At 64.9% G+C, this 23,880-nt stretch carries 26 protein-coding genes; 21 read left to right on the top strand and 5 right to left on the bottom strand.

Annotation, left to right across the window (positions count from 1 at the left end):
- The first annotated feature begins 66 nt into the window (after positions 1-66).
- From DPM35_RS04400 to DPM35_RS04375, 6 genes are all read left to right on the top strand, one after another.
- Positions 67-933 (top strand): branched-chain amino acid ABC transporter permease, encoded by an 867-nt coding sequence (locus DPM35_RS04400; RefSeq protein ID WP_112126056.1) that lies wholly within the window; start codon positions 67-69, stop codon positions 931-933.
- Between the two features lie 7 nt (positions 934-940).
- Complete coding sequence (locus DPM35_RS04395; protein WP_112126055.1) at positions 941-1,921, top strand: branched-chain amino acid ABC transporter permease; 981 nt, start codon at positions 941-943, stop codon at positions 1,919-1,921.
- Between the two features lie 3 nt (positions 1,922-1,924).
- Positions 1,925-2,704, top strand: a complete 780-nt coding sequence (locus DPM35_RS04390; RefSeq protein WP_112126054.1) for an ABC transporter ATP-binding protein — start codon at positions 1,925-1,927, stop codon at positions 2,702-2,704.
- A complete protein-coding gene (locus DPM35_RS04385) occupies positions 2,701-3,423 on the top strand; it encodes an ABC transporter ATP-binding protein (protein ID WP_112126053.1) in 723 nt (240 codons plus the stop codon). The genes DPM35_RS04390 and DPM35_RS04385 overlap by 4 nt, the downstream gene beginning before the upstream one ends.
- Before the next feature lie 11 nt (positions 3,424-3,434).
- On the top strand, positions 3,435-4,163 hold the full coding sequence (locus DPM35_RS04380) for an aspartate/glutamate racemase family protein (RefSeq protein ID WP_112126052.1): 729 nt from the start codon (positions 3,435-3,437) through the stop codon (positions 4,161-4,163).
- Between the two features lie 116 nt (positions 4,164-4,279).
- A complete protein-coding gene (locus tag DPM35_RS04375) occupies positions 4,280-5,005 on the top strand; it encodes a GntR family transcriptional regulator (RefSeq protein WP_181591914.1) in 726 nt (241 codons plus the stop codon).
- A gap of 17 nt (positions 5,006-5,022) precedes the next feature.
- On the opposite strand, the gene DPM35_RS04370 is transcribed toward DPM35_RS04375, so the two are convergent.
- Positions 5,023-5,925, bottom strand: coding sequence for an SDR family oxidoreductase (locus DPM35_RS04370; RefSeq protein ID WP_112126050.1), 903 nt, complete (start codon positions 5,923-5,925; stop codon positions 5,023-5,025).
- A 98-nt stretch (positions 5,926-6,023) separates the two neighbouring features.
- On the opposite strand from DPM35_RS04370, the gene DPM35_RS04365 reads away from it, so the two are divergent.
- Both DPM35_RS04365 and DPM35_RS04360 read left to right on the top strand, forming a co-directional pair.
- Entirely contained in the window at positions 6,024-6,875 is an 852-nt protein-coding gene (locus DPM35_RS04365; protein WP_112126247.1) for a helix-turn-helix transcriptional regulator, read from the top strand.
- Positions 6,876-6,985: 110 nt separating this feature from the next.
- Positions 6,986-7,204, top strand: coding sequence for a hypothetical protein (locus DPM35_RS04360; protein WP_245431422.1), 219 nt, complete (start codon positions 6,986-6,988; stop codon positions 7,202-7,204).
- Positions 7,205-7,334: 130 nt separating this feature from the next.
- On the opposite strand, the gene DPM35_RS04355 is transcribed toward DPM35_RS04360, so the two are convergent.
- A complete protein-coding gene (locus DPM35_RS04355; protein ID WP_198419708.1) occupies positions 7,335-8,267 on the bottom strand; it encodes a GlxA family transcriptional regulator in 933 nt (310 codons plus the stop codon).
- Positions 8,268-8,362: 95 nt separating this feature from the next.
- Here DPM35_RS04355 and DPM35_RS04350 point away from each other — a divergent pair, with 95 nt between their 5' ends.
- The gene (locus tag DPM35_RS04350) at positions 8,363-9,511 is read left to right on the top strand and encodes a DJ-1/PfpI family protein (RefSeq protein WP_112126048.1); all 1,149 of its coding nucleotides are present in this window, start codon (positions 8,363-8,365) and stop codon (positions 9,509-9,511) included.
- 3 nt (positions 9,512-9,514) lie between these two features.
- Here DPM35_RS04350 and DPM35_RS04345 read toward each other — a convergent pair whose 3' ends face one another.
- The gene (locus tag DPM35_RS04345; protein ID WP_112126047.1) at positions 9,515-10,468 is read right to left on the bottom strand and encodes a LysR family transcriptional regulator; all 954 of its coding nucleotides are present in this window, start codon (positions 10,466-10,468) and stop codon (positions 9,515-9,517) included.
- Positions 10,469-10,551: 83 nt separating this feature from the next.
- Between DPM35_RS04345 and DPM35_RS04340 the strand changes: the two genes are divergently transcribed.
- Both DPM35_RS04340 and DPM35_RS04335 read left to right on the top strand, forming a co-directional pair.
- On the top strand, positions 10,552-11,376 hold the full coding sequence (locus tag DPM35_RS04340; RefSeq protein WP_112126046.1) for a class I SAM-dependent methyltransferase: 825 nt from the start codon (positions 10,552-10,554) through the stop codon (positions 11,374-11,376).
- 95 nt (positions 11,377-11,471) lie between these two features.
- A complete protein-coding gene (locus tag DPM35_RS04335) occupies positions 11,472-11,975 on the top strand; it encodes a hypothetical protein (protein WP_112126045.1) in 504 nt (167 codons plus the stop codon).
- On the opposite strand, the gene DPM35_RS04330 is transcribed toward DPM35_RS04335, so the two are convergent.
- Entirely contained in the window at positions 11,972-12,511 is a 540-nt protein-coding gene (locus tag DPM35_RS04330; RefSeq protein ID WP_112126044.1) for an Lrp/AsnC family transcriptional regulator, read from the bottom strand. The two genes, DPM35_RS04335 and DPM35_RS04330, sit on opposite strands and share 4 nt — an antisense overlap.
- A 48-nt stretch (positions 12,512-12,559) precedes the next feature.
- On the opposite strand from DPM35_RS04330, the gene DPM35_RS04325 reads away from it, so the two are divergent.
- Entirely contained in the window at positions 12,560-13,744 is a 1,185-nt protein-coding gene (locus DPM35_RS04325; RefSeq protein ID WP_112126043.1) for an MFS transporter, read from the top strand.
- A gap of 60 nt (positions 13,745-13,804) precedes the next feature.
- Positions 13,805-14,227 carry a GNAT family N-acetyltransferase gene (locus DPM35_RS04320; RefSeq protein WP_112126042.1) on the top strand — a complete coding sequence of 141 codons (423 nt, stop codon included), beginning with the start codon at positions 13,805-13,807 and terminating at the stop codon, positions 14,225-14,227.
- 81 nt (positions 14,228-14,308) lie between these two features.
- On the opposite strand, the gene DPM35_RS04315 is transcribed toward DPM35_RS04320, so the two are convergent.
- The gene (locus DPM35_RS04315; protein ID WP_112126041.1) at positions 14,309-15,424 is read right to left on the bottom strand and encodes an anhydro-N-acetylmuramic acid kinase; all 1,116 of its coding nucleotides are present in this window, start codon (positions 15,422-15,424) and stop codon (positions 14,309-14,311) included.
- Between the two features lie 189 nt (positions 15,425-15,613).
- Between DPM35_RS04315 and DPM35_RS04310 the strand changes: the two genes are divergently transcribed.
- The 8 genes from DPM35_RS04310 to DPM35_RS04275 all read left to right on the top strand — a co-directional run bounded on the left by DPM35_RS04310 (position 15,614) and on the right by DPM35_RS04275 (position 23,544).
- Positions 15,614-16,297, top strand: coding sequence for an SDR family NAD(P)-dependent oxidoreductase (locus tag DPM35_RS04310; RefSeq protein WP_112126040.1), 684 nt, complete (start codon positions 15,614-15,616; stop codon positions 16,295-16,297).
- Positions 16,298-16,497: 200 nt separating this feature from the next.
- Positions 16,498-17,334: a substrate-binding periplasmic protein gene (locus tag DPM35_RS04305; protein WP_181591913.1), complete on the top strand. Its 837-nt coding sequence runs from the start codon at positions 16,498-16,500 to the stop codon at positions 17,332-17,334.
- A gap of 29 nt (positions 17,335-17,363) precedes the next feature.
- A complete protein-coding gene (locus DPM35_RS04300) occupies positions 17,364-18,701 on the top strand; it encodes a dicarboxylate/amino acid:cation symporter (RefSeq protein ID WP_245431421.1) in 1,338 nt (445 codons plus the stop codon).
- The gene (cuyB, locus tag DPM35_RS04295) at positions 18,698-19,495 is read left to right on the top strand and encodes a cysteate racemase (protein WP_112126038.1); all 798 of its coding nucleotides are present in this window, start codon (positions 18,698-18,700) and stop codon (positions 19,493-19,495) included. The genes DPM35_RS04300 and cuyB overlap by 4 nt, the downstream gene beginning before the upstream one ends.
- 201 nt (positions 19,496-19,696) lie before the next feature.
- Positions 19,697-20,548, top strand: coding sequence for a MetQ/NlpA family lipoprotein (locus DPM35_RS04290; RefSeq protein ID WP_112126037.1), 852 nt, complete (start codon positions 19,697-19,699; stop codon positions 20,546-20,548).
- Positions 20,549-20,631: 83 nt separating this feature from the next.
- On the top strand, positions 20,632-21,723 hold the full coding sequence (locus DPM35_RS04285; RefSeq protein ID WP_112126036.1) for a methionine ABC transporter ATP-binding protein: 1,092 nt from the start codon (positions 20,632-20,634) through the stop codon (positions 21,721-21,723).
- Positions 21,704-22,360, top strand: coding sequence for a methionine ABC transporter permease (locus DPM35_RS04280; protein ID WP_112126245.1), 657 nt, complete (start codon positions 21,704-21,706; stop codon positions 22,358-22,360). Before DPM35_RS04285 ends, DPM35_RS04280 begins: the two co-directional genes overlap by 20 nt.
- 164 nt (positions 22,361-22,524) lie before the next feature.
- Positions 22,525-23,544 carry an isopenicillin N synthase family dioxygenase gene (locus DPM35_RS04275; RefSeq protein WP_112126035.1) on the top strand — a complete coding sequence of 340 codons (1,020 nt, stop codon included), beginning with the start codon at positions 22,525-22,527 and terminating at the stop codon, positions 23,542-23,544.
- Positions 23,545-23,880 lie beyond the last annotated feature (336 nt).

Genomic DNA, 23,880 nt, shown 5'->3' with positions numbered 1-23,880 from the left:
CACTTCCTCCAGCTTGCCGCGGGGTCCGGGCGATCGGCCCGACCCCGCGGAAGATCGAAGGTATCCATGGAACAGGTCATCGCCAACGGATTGTATCTCGGTGCCCAATACGCGCTGATCGCGCTGGGCCTCACCCTGATCTTCGCCCTGATGAACGTGCTCAACTTCGCCCACGGCCAGATGTATGTGCTGGGCGGGTTCATCACCTACACCGTCTACGGCCAGCTCGGCCTGCCATTCGTGGTCGCGCTGCTCGCATCGGGCGTGACGCTCGCCATCATCGGCGCGCTGATGGAGAAATTCCTCTTCCGCACCGTCATCCGGCGCAGCCACCGCGAGGAAAGCACCATGCTGCTCGCCGCCGCGACCGCCTTTTTCTTCGATGCCGTCATCCTGCTTCTGTTCGGCGAGAAGCAGCGCGGCGTTCCCAAGATCGTCAAGGGAGTCTTCAACGACGTCGGCATCATCATGCCATACGACCGCATCGTCGTCGGCGCGCTGGCGATCGTCTTCATCGCCGCCTTCGTGCTCTACATGCAGTACAGCCGGGTCGGCCGCGCCATGCGCGCGCTCGCCCAGGACCGCGTCGCCGCCCAGCTGATGGGCGTCCGTGTCGACCGCTATTCGATGATCGGCTTCGCCATGGGCGCCATGCTCGCGGGCGTCGTCGGTGGGCTGCTGGTCACCATCACCGGCGTCAATTCCGGCATCGGCGGGCCGATCTCGATCAAGGCCTTCCTGATGGTGATGATCGGTGGCGCCGGCGTCGTCGGCGGCGCGATCGCCGGCGGCTTCATCCTCGGCATGATGGAGTCGGTCGGTCTCACCGTGCTGCGCGAATATGGCGACGTGACCTATCTCGTCATCTTCGCCGCCCTGATGGTGTTCCTGTCGATCCGCCCCAACGGGCTGATGGGCAAGCCCTGGGGTTGATCGCGCCATGACCGTCAATCGCAACACCAGGATCGCCGCGGTCGTCGCTTTCCTGGCGATCGTCTTCATCGCCGTGCCGGTCGCGATCTCGGCCAGCGGCCGCTTCGACCTTTATTACACGCTGACCTCGGTGGCGCTGCTCAGCATCGCCAGCGCCGGCGTCTGGCTCACCTTCTACATCGGCCGCATCAACATCGGCCAGGGCGCCTATGCGCTGACGGGCGGCTACGTCTCGGCCATACTGGTGATGAACCATGGCTGGTCGTTCTGGCTGACGCTGCCGGTTGCCGGCCTGTTCTGCGCCGCCGCCAGCGTGCTGATCGGCCTGCCGATCCTGCGCCTGCGCGGCGTCTACTTCGCCATGGTCACGCTGGTGCTGACCGAGGTGGCTAGACTGCTTGCGCTGGCGCTGCCGATCACCAACGGCGCCAAGGGCATAGTCAGCATTCCGCTGCCCGGCGCGCTGTCGGTCTTCGGCATCACGCTAATCCCCGATTTCGCCACGCTGCAGAATTCGCGGCTTGCCTTCTATCTGCTGGCGGTCACGCTGATGGTGGTCTGCTTCGCCATCATGTACCGGCTGGTCAATTCCCGCATCGGCAAGCTCTGCCAGTCCCTGCAGCAGAATGAGGAGCTCGCCTCCTCGATCGGCGTCAACATCGCCTATCTGCGCGTCATCGCCTATGCCGTCTCGTCCTTCTTCGGCGGCGTTTCCGGCGCCATCTTCGCCGCCATCTCCCAGTCGATCTACCCGTCGAGCTTCACCGTCACCGATTCCGTCAACTTCATGCTGAACTGCTTCCTCGGCGGCCTCGGCTATGTGTTCGGTCCGATGCTCGGCACGCTGGTGCTCTATTTCGGCTGGGACCTTCTGTTCCAGACCGGCCAATTCCAGCTGCTCATCTATTCCGGCCTGATGATCGTCCTGATGCTGGTGCTGCCCAACGGCCTGCTCAGCCTTGCCGAAGCGACCCGGAAGAAGGGGTGAGCCATGGCCGAAATGCTCGAGGTCTCCGGCATCACCAAACGCTTCGGCGGCCTAGTCGCGGTCAACAACGTCTCCTTCTCGGTGCGCGAGAAGGAGATCCTGTCGGTGATCGGTCCGAACGGCGCCGGCAAGTCGACTTTGTTCAAGCTGATCTCGTCCTTCCTCAGGCCGACCACGGGCGAGGTGCGTTTAAAAGGGGAACGGATCTCCGGCCTCGCGCCCCACATCGCCGCTCGCAAGGGGGTCGTGCGCACCTTCCAGGAAACCACCATCTTCAAGAACATGAGCGTGCGCGACAACGTCATCATCGCGCATCACCTGCGCTCGAAGGCGAGCCTGTTCGGCTTCTTCCTCGGCACCGGCACGGCGAAGGAAGACGAAGCGGCCTTCGGCCAATCCGCCGACGAGATCCTGGCGCTGCTCGGCCTCTCCTCGCTCGCCCATGAGATCGCCCGCAACCTACCGCACGGCCACTTGCGCGCTCTGGGCATCGCCATCGGTCTCGCCACCAACCCCTCGATCCTGCTGCTCGACGAGCCCTTCGCCGGCATGAACCATGACGAGACGATGCGCATGGTCGAGATGGTGCGGCGCCTGCGCGAGCGCGGCCTCACCATCCTTCTGGTCGAGCACGACATGCCGGCCGTGATGAAGATCTCCGACCGGCTCGTCGTGCTCAATTTCGGGCAGAAGATCGCCGAGGGAACGCCTGCGGAGATCCAGGCCAATGAGAAGGTGATCGAAGCCTATCTCGGCAGCGAAGACGAGGCGATCGGCCTATGAACCAGATCCTGAACTTCGCCAATGTCGAGCTCTATTACGACCATGTCTACGCGCTGAAGGGCGTCTCGCTGGAGGTCAACGAGGGCGAGACGGTCGCGCTGATCGGCGCCAACGGCGCCGGCAAGTCGTCGATCCTTCGCGCCATCACCGGACTGCGCAAGATCAGGTCCGGCGAGATCCACTATGGCGGCAAGCGCATCGATGGCGCCGCGCCCGACGAGATCGTCAAGATGGGCATCGCCATGGTGCCGGAAGGGCGCCGCGTCTTCCCCTACATGTCGGTCAGGGACAACCTCCTGATGGGCGCCTTCACCCGCACCAGCAAGGCCGAGATCGCGGCGTCGATGGAGATGGTGCTGGGGCGCTTTCCCCGGCTCAAGGAGCGTTTCTCGCAGGCCGCCGGCACGATGAGCGGCGGCGAACAGCAGATGCTGGTCATCGGCCGCGCGCTGATGGCGAAGCCGAAGCTGCTGCTGCTCGACGAGCCGTCGCTCGGCGTTGCGCCAAAACTCGTCCAGGACATCGCCCGCTCGATCGTCGCCATCAATCGTGACGAGAAGGTCAGCGTGCTCCTTGTCGAGCAGAATTCGCGCATGGCGCTGCGCATCTCGCAGCGCGCCTATGCGCTGACCACCGGCTGTGTCGCGCTGAGCGGCAACTCCGCCGAATTGCTGACCGACGACCGGGTCAAGCGACTTTATCTCGGCGGCGAGATTTGAGGCTGATTGGAATGCGCATTCTCGTCATCAACCCCAACACGACAGCGTCGATGACCGCCAAGATCGGCGAGGCGGCGGCGAGCGTCGCCTCAGGCGCGACAGAGATCGTTGCTGTCAATCCCGCCGACGGCCCGCCGAGCATCGAGGGTTATTTCGATGAGGTCTTCGCCATTCCGGGCATCATCGCCGAAATGGGCAAGGCACCGGCTGATGCCTATGTCATCGCCTGCTTCGATGACACCGGGCTCGATGCCGCCCGCTGCGCCACCGAGGCCCCGGTGATCGGCATCGGCGAGGCGGCGTTCCATATGGCGAGCCTTGTCGCCGGCAAATTCAGCGTCGTCACCACGCTTGCCCGATCGGTGCCTGCGATCGAGCACAATCTGGCCAAATACGGCCTCGCCTCGCGCTGCGCCAGGGTGCGCTCGTCGGAAGTCGCCGTGCTCGAGCTCGAACGTCCTGGTTCGAATGCAAGACATCGGATATCGCAGGAGATTGCGCGCGCCATTCGCGAGGACCATGCCGAAGCGATCGTGCTCGGCTGTGCCGGCATGGCCGACCTCGCGCACAGCCTGTCCGAGGAGCATGGGGTTCCGGTGCTCGACGGTGTGGTCTGCGCCGTCACGCTGGCCGAGAGCCTGTTCAAGGTCGGCCTGAAAACATCGAAGATCGGCGGCTATGCGGCGCCGCGCGGAAAGCGGTTCGCCGGCATGTTCGCACCGCTGTCGCCGGCCGGCTGAGGCGCGTCGTGTAAGGCCGGCTGCCCGGGATTGACCACCGCGCAAGCCATATTAGATTGAACCGACCTCTACCAATGGAGGCAAATCAGGCGTTCTGCGCCTGCGCGTTGAAGAGCATGTTGACGGTACTGAGGGAAGACGATCGCGACGACAAGCCGGCGGCACGCTGGTCGCCGATCTATTATGGGCTGAGGGACGCCATCGTCAGCCACCGTCTCGCGCCGGGCACCAAGCTGCCGGAAGACGAACTGGCTTCGATCTATTCGGTGAGCCGCACCGTCGTTCGCGCCGCCCTGCAGGCGTTGGCGCACGACCGGCTGGCACGATTGGAGCCCAACCGCGGCGCCTTTGTCGCGCAGCCGTCCAAGATCGAGGCGCGGGAAGTGTTCGAGGCGAGGGCGCTGATCGAGCCGAAGGTGGCGGCGCTTGCCGCCAGGGCTGCGGTGCCGTCGGACATCGTGCAATTGCGCCACCATCTCGAAAAGGAGCACGAGGCGCTGCATGACGGCCGCGACAGCGACGCCATCATGCTGTCGGCGCGCTTCCATGTCGGCATCGCCGAGATCGCGGCACATTCGGTTTTCACCAACTTTGTGCGCGACCTCGTCTCGCACTCCTCGCTGATCATCGCGCTTTACTGGAAGCGCCGCGACGCGACCTGCGAGAAGCACGCCCATCACGCGCTGGTCGACGCCATCGAGACCGGCGACAGCGCCAACGCCGCCGCCCTGATGAACAGCCATCTGGTCGACCTGCTCTCCGGTCTCGACCTCACCGACAAGGTGGAAAAATCCGACAGCCTGGCGGATCTGTTGCAGACGGCGGTCCAGCCGGGTCGCTGAACCGCCGGAGGACCTGGCTAGGCCGCGGCCGCCTGCGAATAATCCATCCGTTCAAGATCGGCGATAAGGCCGGGTCCGGTCGGGTGCCAGCCGAGATGGGCACGCGTCCATTCGCTCGACGCCGGCATGTCGAGGCCGGCGAACATGGCAAGCCATCCGAAATGGTCCGCTGCTTCTTCCTGCGACAGCGAGACCACCGGCACGTTGAGGCCGGCGCCGATCACTTCCGCAATCTCGCGCATCGGGATGCCTTCCTCGGCGACGGCGTTGTAGCGCACGCCGGCGTCCTGCTTGTCCAGCGCCAGACGATAGAGCTTCGCGACATCCAGCACATGCGCCGACGACCACCGGTTGCGGCCTTCGCCGAGATAGGCCGACAGGCCCTTGGCGCGCGTCTGCGCGATCAGCGGCGTGATCAGGCCCTGCTTCATCGTGTCATGCACCTGAGGCAAGCGCACCACCGACACCTTGACGCCCTTCTCGGCCATCGCCGCGCCGGTGAGTTCCGACAGGATGCGCGGGTTGGGATGGTCGGTGTTGAAGACGTCTTCTCTCGCCGGCTGTCCCTGTTCGGCGGAGCCCATGCCCACACCCGACGTGATGATGAGCAGCCGGTCCGAGCCGGCCAGCGCGCCGCCCAGTGCTTCGATGACGCGCTTGTCCTTCTCGCAATTGGCGATGAAGTTCGAGAAATTATGGTCGAAGGCGGTGTGGATCACCGCATCCGATTTCGCCGCGCCGTCGCGCAGGCTGTCGAGGTCTTCGAGATCGCCGCGATGCGGCTCGGCGCCGGCGGCGACAAGCGACCGCGCGCCGGCCTCGGAGCGGGTCAGGCCGAGCACCTGGTGCCCCGCCGCAAGAAGCTCAGGCACTATTCGGGAACCGATGAAACCGGTCGCGCCGGTAAGGAATACGCGCATGGGAGGTCTCCTGTGGTTGTTTGGAGGCCCTATTTGCGCTATAGCTCATTCTGTTAAAGTAGTGACTTTATCATGGTATAATAGTCAACAGGATGGCAATGCCCCAAGGGACGGCCAACAAAGAGACGACCAACAAGCTGGGCACCTTTCTTCGCGATCGCCGCATGCGCCTCGATCCAGCCGCCTTCGGCTTCGCCACGGGGCGCCGGCGCACCCAGGGGCTGCGCCGCGAAGAGGTGGCGCAGCGCGCCAATATCAGCCCGACCTGGTACACCTGGCTGGAGCAGGGGCGGGGCGGTGCGCCGTCCGCCGATGTGCTGAATCGCATCGCGACCGGTCTGATGCTGACGGAGCCCGAACGCGAGCATCTGTTCATGCTGGGTCTCGGGCGGCCGCCGGAGGTCCGCTACAGAGGGGTGGACAGTGTCACGCCGCGCCTGCAGCGTGTCCTCGACGCCCTGGACCCCAGCCCGGCGATCATCAAGACCGCGACCTGGGATGTGGTGGCCTGGAACCGCGCCGCGGCAGCGATGCTCACCGACTATTCCAAGCTGCCGCGCGAGCAGCGCAACATCCTGCGCCTGATGTTCGGCAACCCGCGCGTGCGCGACGCGCAGGACGACTGGCAGAGCGTCGCGCGTTTCGTGGTTGGCTCCTTCAGAGCGGATGCCACCAGGGCCGGCGCGGGCGCGGAAATCACCGACCTCGTCGAAGAGCTTTGCCGGATCAGCGCGGAATTCGCCGCGCTCTGGCGCGACAATGATGTCGTCCCTGCGCATGGCGAAGGCGTGAAGCGTCTGCGGCATCCCGAGATCGGGCTGATCGAGCTGGAGTTCTCGGTCTTTGCCGTTGACGGCCGGCCCGAGCTCGGCATGATCGTCTACAACCCCGCGACGCCTGCTGATGCGGAACGCATTCAATCGTTGATCGCGTCTCGCGCCGCAAAATGATGGCCACCGTGTCTGGAACTGCGCCAAGGTGCGGCTGCGAAGCGGAAACAGGCACAACGGCAATCCGGTCAGAGTAACATTCGACGTCCAACTTTTCGTGGAAGATCTCTATGACCTTGAATGAGCCCAGTTGGCCGCCCTCCGAAAAGAAGGTTGCCCGTGCTGCCTATGACAAGGCCCTTGAGAGGGCACTGGCCAGCATAATGGCCGAATTTAAAAGGCGGGCGAACGCCGCGACCACGGCCCCCGAGATGTGGGAGGTTGAGGACTATCTGAAAGAGCAACGTCGCGATTTGGATCGGACGTTCGAGTACCGCTATTCGCAGTGACCGTCGTTTTCGCAACTCTCATCCGACAAGGATATCTAGACGAGAACTTGCTCTCGGGTCTGTCGGAAGAAAAACGCGAGGAAATTCGCAGAATGCTTGCGTGACACAAAGGATAAGAAGTTTGGAGGCGTCACTTTCGCGCCGCCGCGCGCCTCAACGCCTGGGGCGGTTGGCCGAAGCTTCTTAGGAAAGCGCGGCGCATCCGTCCGGCGTCGCCGAAGCCGCTCTCCTCGGCGATGCGGTCGAGCGACGCGTTGCTGGTCTCGACCGCCATTCGAGCCGCTTCCAACCGTAGGCGCTCCACCGCCTTGGCTGGAGTCGTGCCGGTCTCCGCGGTGAAGGCGCGGGCAAAGTTGCGTGGGCTCATGGCGGCGCGCTCGGCGAGGCGCTCGACGGTCAGCGTCTCGGCGAGTTTGGTCCGCATCCACTCGATCAGTTCGACGAAGCGGCCCGAACGCCCGCCGAGTTCGACAAGGCCGGAAAATTGCGACTGCCCCCCGGGTCGACGCTGGTGGACGACGAGCTGCTGTGCGGTGCGGCGCGCGATCGCCGGGCCGAGATCGTCCTCGATCAGCGCCAGCGCCAGGTCGATGCCGGCAGAGATGCCGGCCGACGTCCACACGCCGCCGTCCTGGATGAAGATGCGTTCGGCATCGAGCTTCACCGTCGGATAGCGGCGGGCGAAATCGTCGGTGCTCCACCAATGTGTGGTGGCGGCGCGCCCGTCGAGCAGGCCTGCCTCGGCCAGCAGATAGGCGCCGGTGCACACGCTTGCCGTCCGGCGCGGCTTTGCCTGCCGCAGCCAGGCCACGATTTCCTGAGCCGCTGCCATCGATCGGATGATCTCGCCGCCGGAAATGATTGCCGTGTCGAGCGGCCCGCTGTCGGATAAGGGGCGTGCCGAAAGGCGCATGCCGGACGAGCTTTCGACCTCGCCGCCGCCTGGCGCCAGCATATCCAGCCTGTAGCTGCCGGGCTGATAGTGCTCGGCCAGCTCGAAGGCTGCTGCCGGGCCGGCCACGTCCAGCAACTGGAAGCCCGGATGGATGACGATGCCTATCAAGCGCATGGCAGTTTTTGCCCGATATATGTCATTTCGGCCAAAACTTATCCGAGCTAGCCTGCCGGTCAAGCGTTTGAGATCGGAAGGACTGGACCATGAGTTTGCGGATACTGCTGTGGAGCGGCGTGGGGATCGTTGCGCTCCTGACGGTGGCGGCAACCGGTTGGCTGCTATCGCTGCCCTCTGCGTCGCTGGCCGCCGTGCAGCCGGCGATCGACGCCAAGGAGGCCGAAGCCATGCTCACTGCATTGAAGCCGAAGCGCCAGCGCCCGCTGATCGCCATCATAGGCGTCAATGACGGGACCGAGACCACCGATTATCTGATGCCTTACGGCATCCTGCGCCGCGCCGACGTCGCGGATGTCGTGGCGCTGGCGACGCAGCCGGGGCCGGTGCAACTGCATCCGGCCTTGCGCGTCGAGCCGGATGCGACGACGGCGGTGTTCGATGCCCAGCATCCGGAAGGCGCCGACTACGTCATCGTCCCCGCCATGATGCGCGACGACGATCCGAACGTGTTGACATGGATCAGGGCCCAGTCGGCCAAGGGCGCCATGGTGATCGGCGTCTGCGTCGGCGCCACGGTGGTCGGCGCCAGCGGATTGCTCGACGGCAGGCGCGCGACGACACACTGGTATTCGCTGAGCGAATTGCGCCAGAAACACCCAACTATCCGCTATGTCGCCGACCGCCGCTACGTCGTCGACGGGAATGTCGCGACCACGACCGGCATCACCGCGTCGATGCCGATGATGCTGACCCTGATCGAGGCGATTGCCGGCCGCGACAAGGCCGAGGCCGTCGCCCGCGATCTCGGCCTCGACCATTGGGATGCACGCCATGACAGCGGCGCCTTCAAGTTCACGCGGCCTTTCGCGCTGACGGCGATCGGCAACACGCTCGCCTTCTTCAACCACGAGCAACTCGGCATTCCGCTTACGACCGGCATGGACGAGGTGTCGCTGGCGCTGACTGCCGACGCCTGGTCGCGAACCTTCCGCTCCGGCGCCGTCACCTTTGCCGCGAAGGACGGCGCAGTCGTCAGCCGCGCCGGTATCCGCATCCTGCCCGATCAGGTTGCGAGCGATTGGCCGGCGGATCGGAGGGTTTCAGCCATGGCGGATATGCCATCGGCAAAAGCGCTGGACCGGACGCTCGAGGATATCACTGCACGCTACGGCGCGCGCACCACCGATCTCGTCGCCATGCAGCTCGAATACCCTCGAACACAGCCGGCCCAGTGAGCGTCAGCTCTGGCGCTGCCTGCCCGATCGCTTCGAGGGCGCGTCGGCGCTGCCCGGCTGCCTGAGGTGGTCGATGAAAGCGCGCAGCTTCGGCAGTACCTGGTGCCGTTCCGGATAATAGAGAAAAACGCCCGGCGTGGTCACCGCGAAGCGGGCAAGCAGTGCCTGCAGGCGCCCGTCGGCGATCGGCGCTTCGGCGATCGGGCCTGGCACCTGCGCCAGTCCGACGCCCTGGATCGCCGCGCCAAGCAGCGAGGGGTAGTCATGCGCGATCAGCGGCCCCGAGACGATCGCCTCTATCGTCTTGTTGCCGTCGACAAAGGACCATGGCGCGACCGAACCGTTGGAGCGGCGCAGGCGCAGGCAGGCATGACCGCGCAGATCCTCGATGCGCTCGGGCGCCGCGCGCCGGCGCAAATAATCGGGACTGCCGACGACCACCATTGGGAAGGACGGCGTCAGGCGCACCGCGACCATGTCGGGCGCGATCAGATCGCCCATGCGGATGCCGGCGTCGAATCCTTCGGCGGCCAGATCGGCCAGTTCGCCGCTGGCCACGATCTCCAGTTCGATATCGGGATAGGCTTGGCAGAAGGAGGCGATCATCGGCTCCAGCAGCACCGGCACCACTGCCGGCGGCACCGAGAGCCGCAACAGCCCGGCCGGCCGCTGGCCCATGCCACGGGCGATCTCGCTCGCGGCGATCAATTCCTCGAAGGCCGGCCGGGCGCGCGCGAAAAAACGCTCGCCGGCTTCGGTGAGGCCGACGCTGCGCGTTGTGCGGATGAAGAGCGCAGCACCTATGCGCGCCTCGAGCGTGCGTATCGCCTGGCTGATCGCCGACGGCGTGACGGCGAGCTCTGCCGCGGCCTTGCGGAAATTGCGGTGCCTGGCGACGCTCAGGAATGCCTCGACGCCGTCGAGAGCGCCATGCCTGACTGTGAAGTTCTGCTTCATGACCCATCGACATTATCGCGGATAGTCACTGGCAGATAGCGGTCGTATCTCTTGCGTGACTTGGAAGCCTGAAGGGAATTGACATGACCGACGAACTCGATCGCGTGCGCGATCACTACCGCGCGACCGGCTTGACCGATCGGTTGAAGGCCGCGCTTGCGGTCTTTGGGCCTGAGGAACATCGGCTGAAGATCGAGCAATTGGCTACGTTCGATCAGTTCCACACCCGCGGGCTCGCCGCGACGGCGGAACTCGCCAATCTGGCCGCCATCAACGCCGATATGTCGGTGCTCGACGTCGGATCGGGCGTCGGCGGGCCGGCCCGTTTTCTTGCAGAGACCTATGGCTGCCAGGTGACGGGTGTCGATCTCAGCGAACCCTTTGTCGAGGCGGCGCGCTATCTGACCGCGCGAACCGGACAGGACGGCAAAGTATCGTTCGAAACCGGCAGCGCGCTGGCTCTGCCCTTCGAAAACGGGCGCTTCGACGCCGCGTTGTTGCAGCATGTGGCGATGAACATTGCCGACCGGCCGCTGCTCTATCGGGAGATCAGGCGCGTGCTGAAGCCGGGCGGAAAATTCGCCACCTTCGACGTCGTGCTGAATGGCGGCGATCCGCTCTATCCGGTGCCGTGGGCGAAGACGCCGGGCGAAAGCTTCCTGCTGACCGCCGAAGCGACCTGCGAGGCGATCGAGGCCGCCGGCTTCGGCACGGTCGTGCGCCGCGACGACTCGGCCATAGCCAAGGCCTGGTTCGCCGAACTCCGCGCCTCCGGTCCGCCAGCGCTCAATCTCGGCGTCGTCATGGGGCAGGGTTTCGCTGAACTCACCACCAATCTCGGGCGCAATCTCATGCAGGGCAGGCTGGGCATCCTCACCGCGGTGTTCGAAGCCGTTCCGGTCGACTGAGCAATTCCAGGAAAAGTGTTCAGCGGTTAGGCTCGGCGACTTCGCCGTAGCCTTCCGTCCGGAATTGCGAAAACTAACATTGAAAGGAGGCGAAGATGTCGCCGGCGATGATCCTGAACATCCAACTTGGGCTTGGCTACGTGCCCTGGCTGCTTTGCTTTGCCGCCTATATCTGGCCGAGGGTGAGATCGATGGAGCCGGTAGACGCGCAGCGCGCCATCGCAACGCTGCACAGCTTCCGCTTCTTCGGTCTCGTCTTCCTCGTCCCGGGCGTGGTCGGCCCTGACCTTGCTCCTGGCTTCGCAAGCTTCGCAGCCTATGGCGACTTCGCGACCGGACTCCTCGCCATGCTGGCGCTGCTCGCGGTGAAGCGGCCCGCGATCTTCTGGCCACTCGTCGTCGCCTTCAACGTCGTGGGCGTGGTCGACCTTGCTGGCGACTACTACCACGGCGTCGTGCTCGACCTTCCCGGCCATGCCGGCCAGTTGGGCGCGACCTACGCAATCCCGGTCATCTACGTGCCGCTGCTGATGATCACGCATGTAGCAGCCTTCTATCTGCTGGCGCGTTCCAGGCGCCATCAGCCGGCAGCGGCCTAGTACATAGGGTTTGCCATGTGCTTGGGCGCTGGAAATTCGCTCGTGATCTCCGGCTGCACCGGACGCTCGAGATAGGTCGACAGCACCACATAGCTGCGCGTCGAGGTGACGCCGGGCGTGTCGTACAGACGGCCCAGCAGGCCTTCCAGCGCGCGGGTGTCCTCTGTGCGAACCTTGAGCAGCACGCAAGTGTCGCCGGCGACGGTGTGGATCTCCTCGACCTCGGGATATTTCGAGACCGCCATCAGCTCCGGCGTCTTGCCCCAGCCCCTTGTGTCGATATGCACGAAGGCCAGCAGCGGCTTCTTCACCGCCCGCGGATCGATGATCGCCGATGTGGCGCGGATGGCGCCGCTGCGCTTCAGCCGCTTGACCCGCTCATGCGCCGCCGGCGGCGACAGGCCGACGCGCTCGCCAAGGTCAGCATAGCTGATGGTCGCGTCCTCGACGAGAACGCCTAATATTTTTCGGTCGATCGGGTCGATGTCACGGGTCGGGTGCTTGTTCCGCTGAATGTCATCTGTTTCTGCGTCCATATGGAAATTCCCCGTTGCTGCGGAATTTAATTCGGCCATTATGATGATATGTCGAACAGCAATCAATCAGCAATTATGACTGACGCGCCGCGCGCGCCGATCCCGGCCGCCGCCTATCTGCTGACGGGTTGCATTGCCGTCATCGGCTCCAATTCGCTGGTTCTGGGACCCATCGCGCCCGCCGTCGCGGCGTCGTTCGGCGCCAGCGTGCCGGCGGTAATGACGGCTGCCGCCGCCTTCGGCCTCGGCACGTCGGCCAGCGCGCTCTTCCTTGCCCGCTACATTGACCGCATCGGCGCGCGCCGCATGCTGCAGGGCGCATTGCTGCTGCTGGCCATCGCGCTGGTCGCCAGCGCGCTCGCGCCGACGGTGACGGCGCTGGTGGCATCTCAGCTCGTCGCCGGCATTGCCGCCGGTATCGCCATGCCGGCGATCTATGCCAGCTCGGCCGCGATCGCGCCGCCCGGCCGCGAGAGCGGCACCATCGGTGTCGTGCTGACCGGCTGGACGCTCTCCATGGTCGCCGGGGTCTCGCTGTCGGCGGTGCTCGCCGATCTCATCCACTGGCGCGCCGTCTTCGCGGCCGTGGCGCTGCTGGCGGCAGCGGCCGTTGCCGGCTTGGCGACGATCTCGTTGCACGACACCAGGAAGAGCGGCCCGGCGCCGTCGCCCCTGGGCGCGCTCGCGGTTTCCGGCATCCTGCCGTTGCTCATTGCCTGCGGCGCCTTCATGACCGCTTTCTACGGCGTCTACGGTTATCTTGGCGATCATCTCCACGAAGCTCTCGGCGAGCCGGTCAGCGCCAACGGCCTTGCGGCCGTCGCCTACGGCCTCGGCTTCGGCGCGGCCGCCTTGCTCGATGGTGTCATCGATCGCCTCGGCGCGCGCCGTGTCATGCCCTTCGCCTATCTGCTGGTTGGCGCCGTCTATGTCGCGATCGCGCTGGCGAGTGGCGGCTTCGGCCTGCTGATCGCAACGATCGCAGTTTGGGGTCTGGCCAACCATTTCGGCCTGAATGTGCTGGTCATGCGCCTCACCGCCCTCGACCCGGTGCGGCGCGGCACCATCATGGGCCTGAACAGCGCCGTCACCTATCTCGCCGTCACCGTCGGCACGGCAGGCTTCGGCCCGCTCTACACGAGCCTGGGCTTCGCAAACTGCGCCCTGATCGCCGCGGGATTGATGCTGGTGGCGGCGGGCGCGGCGGCGTGGCGGTCGCCCGCCGGACGATAGGCTTGCATCCCCGTCCACCGCTTCGCTAAGGCTTGTGACCTCCGTAAGGAACGCAAGCCGATGAAGACCAGCCTCGAGATCACCGCCGAGCCCTTGCCGCAGGAACTCGCTTTCCTGAGCGGGAGTCTCACCGCTTTCAACGACGCCGATGTGGGCGCGTCGGGCCGGAAGCCGTTGGCGATCTTCGTGCGCGACGAGCATGGCGTCATCGTCGCCGGCATTTCCGGCTACACCGCCTGGGGCTGGCTTTACGTGCAATGGCTGTGGGTCGACGAAAGGCTGCGTGGCCGCCGCGTTGCCACCGACATGCTCGACGCCGCCGAGCAGGAGGCTGTCGCGCGCGGCTGCCACGGCGCCTGGATCGACACCTTCAATCCGATCGCCGAAAAGGTCTATCGGCGTCAGGGCTATGAGCCGTTCGGCAAGCTGCCGGATTTTCCGGCCGGTCGCAGCCGCGTCTTTCTGCAGAAGAAGCTGCCTTAGAGCAATTCCAGGAAAAGTGTGGAGCGGTTAGGCTCGGCGTCTTCGCCGTAGTCTTCCGTCCGGAATTGCGTCAAAAACAAACTAGCCCGCGAGTTTCCCGCCGCGCAGCGGCTCAGGCGCGCCGGTGGTGCTTGGAAAGCTGATCGGCAGGCCGCGCAGCACGCGCACGGCGAGGAAGGCAAAACACTCCGCCTCCACGGCGTCGCCCTTCCATCCGAGCGTCTCGGCCTGCACCACTTCGACGCCGGCGCGGCTTTCGAGCATCGCCATCATCGTCGGGTTGTGGCGGCCGCCGCCGCTCACCGCCAGCCGTTTCGGCCTTCGCGGCAAAAGATCGAGCGCCTTGCCGACGGCCGAGACGGTGAAGGCCGTCAGCGTCGCCGCGCCATCCTCGGCGTTTAGCCCTTCGGCCATCGCCGCCGTGAAGTCGAACCGGTCGAGCGATTTCGGATAGGGCTTCGTCAGGTAGGGATGCTGCAACAGCCTGGCGAGCCGTTCCTCATCGACCTTGCCTGCAGCCGCCAGTCTGCCGTCGCGGTCCATCTCGCCGAGGCCCTTCGCCTTGATGAAATCATTGACCGGCGCATTGGCCGGTCCGGTGTCGAAGGCGACGATATTGTCCTTGCCGTCCCACCAGGTGATGTTGCCGACACCGCCGAGATTGAGCACGGCGGTGTCGCCGCTCGGGTCGGCTTCTTCCAACAGCGCCGCATGATAGGCGGCCGCAAGAGGCGCGCCTTGCCCGCCGGCCGCCACGTCGGCCGAGCGGAAATCATAGGCGACCTTGGTGCCGAGCAGCGAAGCCATCAGTTCGCCGTCGCCGAGCTGGCGAGTTCTTCCGATCTTGCCTGGCTGTGGCGCGCGATGCAGCACCGTCTGGCCGTGAAAGCCGACGATTCCGATATCGGCCATGTGCATGCCCTGGCTCTCGACCAGGTTCTTGACTGCCGCCGATTGGGCCCGCGTCAGCGCTTCTTCGGCTTCGCGAAAGATTGCCGGCTCCGGCCCCTCGAAATTCCAGGTGCGCGCCTGGCGCAGCGTCTCTTCGAGCAGGGCGCGGATCGATTGCGGGTAGGGGGCCAGCGTGTAGGTGCCGGTGTCGGCGATGCGCTCGCCGTCGGTCTTGATCAGCGCCACGTCGATATTGCCGTCGAGCACCGTGCCGGTCATCAGGCCGACGGCCCAGATTGGTTCCATGGTCCTTCCTCGAATCGCCCTTCATCCACGTGTCGGACGGATCGGCCCGCCAAGCAAGTCTTTCGCCGCGCCCCTTGCCGGCGGCCTTTTGCGCCAAATGGCGAAAATCGAGCAACCACGTTCTTGCCTCTTGCCGCCGAAGGCGCGAGCCTGCGCGACCTCACCGACCTGTCTCAAGGAGGAAATGCAATGGCAGCCAATGTTGCAGTGATCGCGGGCGCCGGCTCCGGGCTGAGCGCCTCACTGGCGCGGCTTCTCACCAAGGAGGGCTTCCGCGTCGTCCTTGCCGCGCGCAACGTCGACAAACTGGCTGCGCTGGTCGAGGAAACCGGCGCGCAGGCCGTGGAAACCGATGTGTCGGACCCGGCCTCCGTCGAGCGGCTGTTCGAGGTGGCCGACAAAGCGGGTCCGCTCGAAATCGCCGTCTTCAACGCCAGCGGCCGCACGCGCGGCCCGATCGCCGAACTGGATCCTGGGGCGGTCAAGCAAGCGCTGCTCGTCGGCGCCTATGGCGGCTTCCTGGTCGGCCAGCAGGCTGCGCGCCGGCTTCTTGCGCGCGGCTCCGGCTCGATCCTGTTCACCGGCGCCACCGCGAGCCTGAAAGGCTTCTCCGGCTCGGCCGGTTTCGCCATGCCGAAATTCGGCCTGCGCGGGCTGGCGCAATCGATGGCGCGCGAGCTTTCCCCGAAGAACATCCATGTCGCGCATTTCATTATCGACGGCCAGATCGCGTCACCCGCGAGGACGCCCGAGCGGCCGGACAGCCATTTGTCACCCGATGCGATCGCCGAGGCCTATCTCGCCGTCCATCGCCAGCATCGCAGCGCCTGGAGCTTCGAGGTCGAGCTGAGGCCTTGGGTCGAGACCTTCTAACGGCCGTTGCATGAACCTTACAACAACGCGCCTGCCGTGCTCGCGTTATTTTAGGAAGTCTGCATATTTGCCGACGCCATTTTAGCGACCTGCAATGTAAAAAGGCGAAAAATAAAAGATACCTTTACTTAACTTCGGCGTGCATACTGCGGTTTGGTCAGATCTGTTGTCCGGCTCTCCTGCGCGAATTGAGAATGGGCATGCCGCTTACACGTCGCACGCTGTTTGCAGCCGGAGGCGGAGGGCTGCTGATCGCGCAGGCGCAAGCCGTGGCCACGCAGGCCCAGGCGCAAGACGCTCCAAAACCCATCGTAAGCGACAACAAGCTGCGCATCGCCATGCCGGCTTTCGCCTCCGATCCGTTCTTTCCGGCCGATGGCTCAGGCGACAATGGCATCGACATGGACCTTGCGCGCGGCATAGCCGCCGAGCTCGGCGTCGAACCCGTGTTCGACCGGTCCGCCGTGACCTTCGATGGCATGGTGCAAAAACTGACCTCCGGTCAGGCGGACCTGGCGATCGGCAAGCTCAGCCGCACGCTTAAGCGCGGCCGCTCGATTCTCTATTCCCGGCCTTACGCCATGCTGCACCAAGGGCTGCTCGCCAATCGCGTGAACCTGGCGCGCGTCACGCAAGGCAAGCCACCCGAACAGATCATCCGCGATTTCTCCGGCGAGCTCGGCGTGATCGAAGGCTCGTCCTTCGCCACCTATGCGGCAACCACCTTCCCGCACGCCACGATCCAGCGCTTCGCGGGCTGGAACACGGTCATCGATGCGATCCGCAACGGCACGATCGACCTCGCCTATCGCGATGATTTCGAGATCAAGAAGCTGATGGTCGACGATCCGTCGATGACGGTCGTCGCGCGCTCGATCACGCTGACCGACAAGGTCGACACGATCGCGGTCGGTGTCAGTCCGGCCAATCCGCATCTGGCGGCCTTTGTCGATCTCTATCTCGATCTTGCGCGAGGCCAGCAGGTCCTCAACACCGACGAGATCATCGCGCGCTATCGCCAGGGGAGCAAAGCCTGACGATGGCCGTCTCGGATGCAGCCGAATCCATGCCTCTCGATTGGCGCCTGGCGGCGAAGCGCATCCTGCGCTCGCCGTTGACGACGATCATCATGATCCTGGCCGGGATCTTGTGCGGGCTCTACTATCCGGCCTTCGCCCATGCGATCAGCCCCGTCGCGCAGGTGTACCTGAATTTCCTCAAGATGGTCGTCCTGCCTTACCTGGTCTCGTCCGTCATCTTCTCGATCACCGCCATGGTCCAGGACCCGAAATCGGTGCGCTATCTCGGCAAGGTCGGCATAGCGGTGCTGGTCGTGTCGTTCCTCGCCGTGCTGGTCAGCGGCACCTATTCGTTGGTTCTCAAGCCAGGCCAGATCGAGAACCCGCAGTCTCGCATCGAGCTCGGCGAGTTCATCAATTCGCAAGGCAGCGTCTCCACCGATCTGGCCTTCCCGTTCCAGCCGCCACCGCCCACCAGCGACCCGAACAGCGGCCATTCGATCTTCATGGATCTGGTGCCGAACAACGTCTTCAACGCGCTGGCGTCGGGCCAGACCATTCAGGTGCTCTTGTTCTGCCTGCTTTTCGGGCTGGCGATGGGCAAGATCCCGCAGCCCTCGTCGCTCAGCCTGTCACAGGCGCTCAACGCGGTGTACCGGGCCTGCACGGTGCTGACCAACTGGTTCGTCTGGGGACTGCCCTTCGCGACCTTCATCCTGATCGCCGACCAGACCGCGTCGACCGGCACCAAGCCGCTGATGCTGATGGGCGGCTATTTGCTGGTGATGGGCCTTTCCTGCCTGACATTCCTCGCCGGCGCGTTTGCTATCATCGCCATACGCTCGCGGCGAAGCTACTGGGCCACGATCAAGACCCTTCAGCCGCTTCTGATGGTGGCCATCACCACGCGCTCCACCGTCGCCTCGCTGCCCTGGGTCATCAACCTTTTGAGCGAGCGGCTGCGCTTCAATCTTGTGGTGGTCGAGCTGCTCGTGCCGCTGCAGGCGGCGCTGTTGCGGACCGGCCCGGCGCTGGTCTACACCTCGGGCACCCTGTTCATTGCCCAGCTCTACGGCCATCAGCTGGCGATCCCGGACCTTTTGCTTGTCGGCATCGTCTCCGCGCTTCTGGCGCTGACGACAGGCGGCATGGGCAGCCTGCTCATCCTGTCGCAGATGTCCATCGTATGCGGCTATCTGAAGCTTCCCTTCGAGGCGGCCTTCGCCCTGTTCGTCGCGGTGGACGCGGCCGTGGACACGCTGATGACGCTGTCCAGCGTCTCCACCGTCGCCGCAAGCACGGCAATGATCGCGCCCAGCCACAGGGAGACGGCGCAGTCTGACGAAACCGTCGCGCAAGAGTTCGAAGCCGAGCCCGCCCGATGATCGACGACGCCATCCGTCCTCAGCTCGGCATCATCGGCGGTCTCGGGCCACTGGCATCGGCCGACTTCTACTACAAGCTCACCCGGATGACCGAGGCGCTGCGCGACGACGAGCATGTGCCTTCCGTCATCCTCAGCGTGCCGCAATTGCCCGACAGGACCGAAGCGATCCTCGGCAACCATGACGGTCCGCTGGCGCCGCTGCAGGCCGCGGTCGCAACGCTCAACGCGCTCGGCGTCGCCTGCATCGCCATGCCCTGCAACACCGCTCATCATTGGTACGACAGGCTGGCGGCGGACTCGAGAGCCGAGATCATCCACATCGGCGAAGCGGTGGTGGCGGAAATCCGCCGCAGCCTGGACCGGGGCAGGGTTGCGAATCTCGCGACCCGGGGCACGCTTGTCTCCGGCTTCTATCAGCACAGGATACTGGAGGCCGGGTTCGACCTCTGCCTGCCGCCGGACGCCGAGTTTCAGGAACGCGTCGACAGCGCGATCATGCTCGTCAAGGCCGGCTCGATCGTGCAAGCCGCAGCCGAGACCGAGCGCGCGCTTCATCTCGCGCAAATGGCCGGCGCCGACGTCGCTCTGCTCGGCTGCACGGAACTGTCCGTCGTGGCAGCCAGCCTCGGCGACACGAACGGCCTGGTCGTCATAGACAGCAACGCGGCGCTGGCGCGGGTCAGCCTGCAACGGTTGGGCTACCCTGTGCAGGAAGCGCGAGGACTGCCGACTGTGCCCCGCTTGCGGGGAAGCGATCGGTTGAGTTGGCGCGTCGCGCAGCAGGCCTCCTGAGCGCTTACCGTTTGATCGCGTAAAACCGGCTGCCAGCAGCCAATGTGCTCCAAGTCATAAAATCTTTGAGAGAATATTTTCCGCCTCCCGTCTAAGAGGAAATGCGCTTCTTTGCCCGAGCGGGCAGCATTGGTGATGCTTGATATCAAGGCTTCGCATCCCGCCAGGCCAAAATGATTTCAGGATCGCAAGGAACGAATCATGTCCGAACGCGGCAACGCTTCAAATTCTCTCGTTACGTCAATCAGCAGGCGCGCCGGACTGGCGGCACTTCTCGCCACGACATTGGCCGTCATCGGCCTCACCGCGCCATCGCCGTCCTTCGCCGAGGACAAGAAGGCGATCAAGGTCGGCATCATCAGCGGCGAGGACGAGGATGTCTGGCGCGTCGTCACCGCCGAGGCGGCCAAGAAAGGGCTGACGATCGAGACCGTCGTCTTCAACGACTACACCCAGCCCAACGAGGCGCTGGAGCGTGGCGAGATCGACGCCAACGCCTTCCAGCACAAGCCCTATCTCGACAACCAGATCAAGACGCAAGGCTATCACATCGTGCCGGTCGGCTATACCGGCGTCTGGCCGATCGGGCTCTATTCGAAGAAGCATGCCAAGGTCGCTGACCTGCCGGAGGGCGCTGTTATCGGCCTGCCGAACGACCCGTCAAATGAGGGCCGCGCGCTGCATGTGCTGGAGCATGAAGGCCTGATCAAGCTCAAGGACGGCACCGGCATCCTGGCGACCACCGCCGACATTGCCGACAACCCGAAGAAGCTCGAGATCAAGGAGCTCGACGCCGGCATTGTCGGCCGCTCGGTCGACGATCTCGATGCCGCCGTTGTCAACACCGACTGGGCGCTGAAGAGTGGCCTCGGCCCTCAAAACCGCATCGCGCAGGAGCCGGTGGCCGACAATCCCTATCGCAATTTCATCGCGGTCAAGGCCGGAAGCGAGAACGAGCCCTGGGTGAAGACGCTGGTCGCCTCCTACCAGAACGAGACGGTCAAGGCCGAGTTCGACAAGGTCTACAAGGGCACCGGGATCAGCGCCTATTGACCGGCGCATGGCTGGCAGAAATGGGCGGTCCGCTGTTGAGCGGGCCGCCGTCGCGTTTGCGTGGTACTGAAACGGAAGCAGATATGAACCAGCATGTCACGGCTGAGACAGGCGATCCGGTTGCTGTCGATCCCGCAGCGCCGCAAGACGTCGTCCGCCTTGTCGATCTGAAGCGCCGGTTCGGCGCGACGGCGGCGCTCGACGGCGTCTCGCTGACCGTGAAGAAGGGCGAGATCCTCGGCATCATCGGCCGCAGTGGCGCCGGCAAGTCGACGCTGATCCGCTGCCTGAACGGGCTGGAGCGGCCGGATTCCGGCGAGGTCTTCATCGAGGGTCGCGAGATCAGTCGTCTGAGCGAACACGAGCTGCAGCCGCTGCGCCGCCGCATCGGCATGGTCTTCCAGCACTTCAACCTTTTGTCGGCGAAGACCGTCGAAGACAATGTCGCGCTGCCGCTCAAGATCGAAGGGCGGCCGCGCGCCGAGCGCATGGCCCGCGCGGCTGAATTGCTGCAGCTCGTCGGCCTGTCGGAGAAGGCCAAAGCCTATCCCGCTTCGCTGTCGGGCGGCCAGAAGCAGCGCGTCGGCATCGCCAGGGCTTTGGCCGCGCGGCCGGCACTGCTCTTGTCCGACGAGGCGACATCGGCGCTCGATCCGGAGACGACGCGCTCAATCCTGGCGCTGCTCAAGGACATTAATTCCAGGCTCGGCCTCACCATCCTGCTCATCACGCACGAGATGGAGGTGATCCGCTCCATCGCCGACCGCGTGGCGGTGATCGATGCTGGCCGCATCGTCGAGGAGGGCGCCGTCTGGCAGGTCTTCGCCGATCCGAAATCGGAGATCACGCGCAGTCTGCTCGGCGGCATCCGGCCGCAATTGCCGCCCGAGATCGCCAGTCGGCTAGCCGCAGGCGAGGGCGCCGAAACGATCCTCCGGATCGATGTCGCCGGAGAAGCCGCGCGTCGCCCGCTGCTGTCCGAACTGAGCGCCAGCGTGCCCGGCGCGTTCCGGCTTGTTCATGGCGGCATCGATCATGTGCAGCAGCAGCCCGTCGGCACGCTGTTCGTGGCTGTTCCTGGAGCCGATGCCGCCCATCTGGCGGCCGTTATCGCTTTCCTTGAAGACCGCGGCGCGCGGGTGGAGGTGCTTGGCCATGTCGCCGGTCCTGTTTGAACTCCTGCTTCGCTCGATCTGGGAGACGGTGCTGATGACCGGCGCGTCCGGTCTCATCTCGCTTGTCTTCGGCCTGCCGCTCGGCCTTGCCCTGGTCGCCACCGATCGCGGCGGCATCGCCGAGAACCTTTGGGTCAACCGCATCCTCGGCGCCATCATCAACGGCTTCCGCTCGGTGCCCTTCATCATTTTGCTGGTGGCGCTCATCCCGCTGACGCGGCTGATCGTCGGCACCTCGATCGGCACCTGGGCGGCGATCGTGCCGCTGTCGATCGCGGCGACGCCCTATTACGCCCGCATCGCCGAAGTGTCGCTGCGCGAGGTCGATCATGGACTGATCGAAGCGGCGCGCGCCATGGGCGGCAACCGCTGGACGATCATTCGCGAGGTGCTGGTGCCGGAGGCGCTGCCCGGCATCGTCGCCGGCTTTACCGTGACGCTGGTGACGCTGGTCGGCGCCTCGGCCATGGCCGGCGCCATCGGCGCCGGCGGCCTCGGCGACCTCGCCATCCGCTACGGCTACCAGCGCTTCGAAACCAGCGTCATGGTCGCCGTTGTCGTCGTGCTCATCGTGCTGGTCTGCGGCATCCAGTGGATCGGCGACCGGCTGGTCGCTCGTCTGGATCGTCGTGGATGATGTGCGGTATCCGAACGCAATTTGCCGCAAAAGCCGGGAATTGAGCGCCGGCTTGCTCCGTTTGCAATGAGATTGGTCGGCGTGTTTCTTCACCGGCAATGAGGCGCATGTCATCGTGCGGCAGGGTCGCTAGAACAAAGAGTTACCGTAAGAGGAGCCTGTCCATGCCCAGAATAATTCCGGTGCTCGATCTCGACCGCCTGGAGCAGGGTCCATCCGAGCTTCGGACTTTCTTGTTTGATTTGCGCACCGCCGCCCGCGATGTCGGCTTCTTCTATCTAAGCGGCCACGGCATCACCCAGCCGGAGATCGACGCGGTGCTGGGTGCCGCGCGCGGCTTCTTCGCCTTGCCGGAAGCCGACAAGCTCGCCATCGAGATGGTGAAGTCGCCGCAGTTCCGCGGCTATACGCGCGCCGGCGGCGAACTGACCAGGGGCAAGGCCGACTGGCGCGAGCAGCTCGACATCGGCGTCGAACGCGCGACCATTGCGCAGGGGCCGGGCGTGCCGGCCTGGACGCGGCTGCAGGGCCCGAACCAGTGGCCTGCCGCTCTCCCCGATCTGAAGCCGGCGCTGCTCGCCTGGCAGGCCAAGGCGACCGATGTGGCGATCCGGCTGCTCAAGGCCTTCGCGTTGTCGCTCGACCAGCCGGAGGACGCCTTCGATGCGATCTATCGTGGCGAGCCGAACCACCGCATGAAGATCGTGCGCTATCCCGGCCGTGACACGACCGGCGACGACCAGGGCGTCGGCGCGCACAAGGATGGCGGCTTCCTGACCCTTCTGCTGCAGGACGAGAACAAGGGCCTGCAGGTCGAATATGACGGCAGCTGGGTGAACGTGGACCCGATCCCTCAGACGCTGGTCGTCAACATCGGCGAACTGCTCGAACTCGCCTCGAACGGCTATCTCAGGGCAACCGTGCACCGCGTCGTCACGCCGCCCGCCGGCATCGAACGGATTTCGGTGCCGTTCTTCTTCAGCGCCCGGCTCGACGCTACGATCCCGCTGCTTGACCTGCCGGAGGAACTGGCGGCCGAGGCGCGCGGCCCGGCCAGCGACCCGGACAATCCGCTGTTCCGCAACGTCGGAACCAATGTGCTGAAAAGCCGGTTGCGATCCCATCCCGACGTCGCTCGGCGCCATTATGCGGGTCTGTTGGAAAAAGCATCGGCCGGCGGCTGACGATTGAGATACTTCAGGGCGAGATTTTCCGCATTTTTGGTCTTTTTTGGAATTTCGTTCGTGGAAAATACACCGCCGAGACCCCAAATAGGCAACATCGCTCGGTGTTTTCCTCCCATTGCGCCGGGCGATGTTCCTCTCTGAAGGTTGTGACCTTCATGCTTGGCCGGGCCGCTTTTGCGCCCGGCCTTTTTCTTGCAGGGTAAGCCCGCCCGGCCGCGCTTGCTCGCATTGGCACCCGCGGCGTGGCGCTGATTGGGAACCGCGCCGAGCGCGCCTGCTCGAATGCTGGCCAGGCTGGTCCAGGCGGAGTCGACAATGAACGGGCCGGCGTCT

It is taken from the genome of Mesorhizobium atlanticum (assembly GCF_003289965.1).
Taxonomy (GTDB): domain Bacteria; phylum Pseudomonadota; class Alphaproteobacteria; order Rhizobiales; family Rhizobiaceae; genus Mesorhizobium; species Mesorhizobium atlanticum.
Note: the sequence above shows the minus strand (reverse complement) of the source record. Positions and strands in the feature narration are given on the sequence as shown.

Excerpts from the sequence above, each read along its gene's own strand:
- DPM35_RS04400 (WP_112126056.1), top strand. The coding sequence starts at position 67 with ATGGAACAGGTCATCGCCAACGGATTGTATCTCGGTGCCCAATACGCG.
- DPM35_RS04395 (WP_112126055.1), top strand. The coding sequence starts at position 941 with ATGACCGTCAATCGCAACACCAGGATCGCCGCGGTCGTCGCTTTCCTG.
- DPM35_RS04390 (WP_112126054.1), top strand. The coding sequence starts at position 1,925 with ATGGCCGAAATGCTCGAGGTCTCCGGCATCACCAAACGCTTCGGCGGC.
- DPM35_RS04385 (WP_112126053.1), top strand. The coding sequence starts at position 2,701 with ATGAACCAGATCCTGAACTTCGCCAATGTCGAGCTCTATTACGACCAT.
- DPM35_RS04380 (WP_112126052.1), top strand. The coding sequence starts at position 3,435 with ATGCGCATTCTCGTCATCAACCCCAACACGACAGCGTCGATGACCGCC.
- DPM35_RS04375 (WP_181591914.1), top strand. The coding sequence starts at position 4,280 with ATGTTGACGGTACTGAGGGAAGACGATCGCGACGACAAGCCGGCGGCA.
- DPM35_RS04370 (WP_112126050.1), bottom strand. The coding sequence starts at position 5,925 with ATGCGCGTATTCCTTACCGGCGCGACCGGTTTCATCGGTTCCCGAATA.
- DPM35_RS04365 (WP_112126247.1), top strand. The coding sequence starts at position 6,024 with ATGCCCCAAGGGACGGCCAACAAAGAGACGACCAACAAGCTGGGCACC.
- DPM35_RS04360 (WP_245431422.1), top strand. The coding sequence starts at position 6,986 with ATGACCTTGAATGAGCCCAGTTGGCCGCCCTCCGAAAAGAAGGTTGCC.
- DPM35_RS04350 (WP_112126048.1), top strand. The coding sequence starts at position 8,363 with ATGAGTTTGCGGATACTGCTGTGGAGCGGCGTGGGGATCGTTGCGCTC.
- DPM35_RS04345 (WP_112126047.1), bottom strand. The coding sequence starts at position 10,468 with ATGAAGCAGAACTTCACAGTCAGGCATGGCGCTCTCGACGGCGTCGAG.
- DPM35_RS04340 (WP_112126046.1), top strand. The coding sequence starts at position 10,552 with ATGACCGACGAACTCGATCGCGTGCGCGATCACTACCGCGCGACCGGC.
- DPM35_RS04335 (WP_112126045.1), top strand. The coding sequence starts at position 11,472 with ATGTCGCCGGCGATGATCCTGAACATCCAACTTGGGCTTGGCTACGTG.
- DPM35_RS04330 (WP_112126044.1), bottom strand. The coding sequence starts at position 12,511 with ATGGACGCAGAAACAGATGACATTCAGCGGAACAAGCACCCGACCCGT.
- DPM35_RS04325 (WP_112126043.1), top strand. The coding sequence starts at position 12,560 with ATGTCGAACAGCAATCAATCAGCAATTATGACTGACGCGCCGCGCGCG.
- DPM35_RS04320 (WP_112126042.1), top strand. The coding sequence starts at position 13,805 with ATGAAGACCAGCCTCGAGATCACCGCCGAGCCCTTGCCGCAGGAACTC.
- DPM35_RS04315 (WP_112126041.1), bottom strand. The coding sequence starts at position 15,424 with ATGGAACCAATCTGGGCCGTCGGCCTGATGACCGGCACGGTGCTCGAC.
- DPM35_RS04310 (WP_112126040.1), top strand. The coding sequence starts at position 15,614 with ATGGCAGCCAATGTTGCAGTGATCGCGGGCGCCGGCTCCGGGCTGAGC.
- DPM35_RS04305 (WP_181591913.1), top strand. The coding sequence starts at position 16,498 with ATGCCGCTTACACGTCGCACGCTGTTTGCAGCCGGAGGCGGAGGGCTG.
- DPM35_RS04300 (WP_245431421.1), top strand. The coding sequence starts at position 17,364 with ATGCCTCTCGATTGGCGCCTGGCGGCGAAGCGCATCCTGCGCTCGCCG.
- cuyB (WP_112126038.1), top strand. The coding sequence starts at position 18,698 with ATGATCGACGACGCCATCCGTCCTCAGCTCGGCATCATCGGCGGTCTC.
- DPM35_RS04290 (WP_112126037.1), top strand. The coding sequence starts at position 19,697 with ATGTCCGAACGCGGCAACGCTTCAAATTCTCTCGTTACGTCAATCAGC.
- DPM35_RS04285 (WP_112126036.1), top strand. The coding sequence starts at position 20,632 with ATGAACCAGCATGTCACGGCTGAGACAGGCGATCCGGTTGCTGTCGAT.
- DPM35_RS04280 (WP_112126245.1), top strand. The coding sequence starts at position 21,704 with ATGTCGCCGGTCCTGTTTGAACTCCTGCTTCGCTCGATCTGGGAGACG.
- DPM35_RS04275 (WP_112126035.1), top strand. The coding sequence starts at position 22,525 with ATGCCCAGAATAATTCCGGTGCTCGATCTCGACCGCCTGGAGCAGGGT.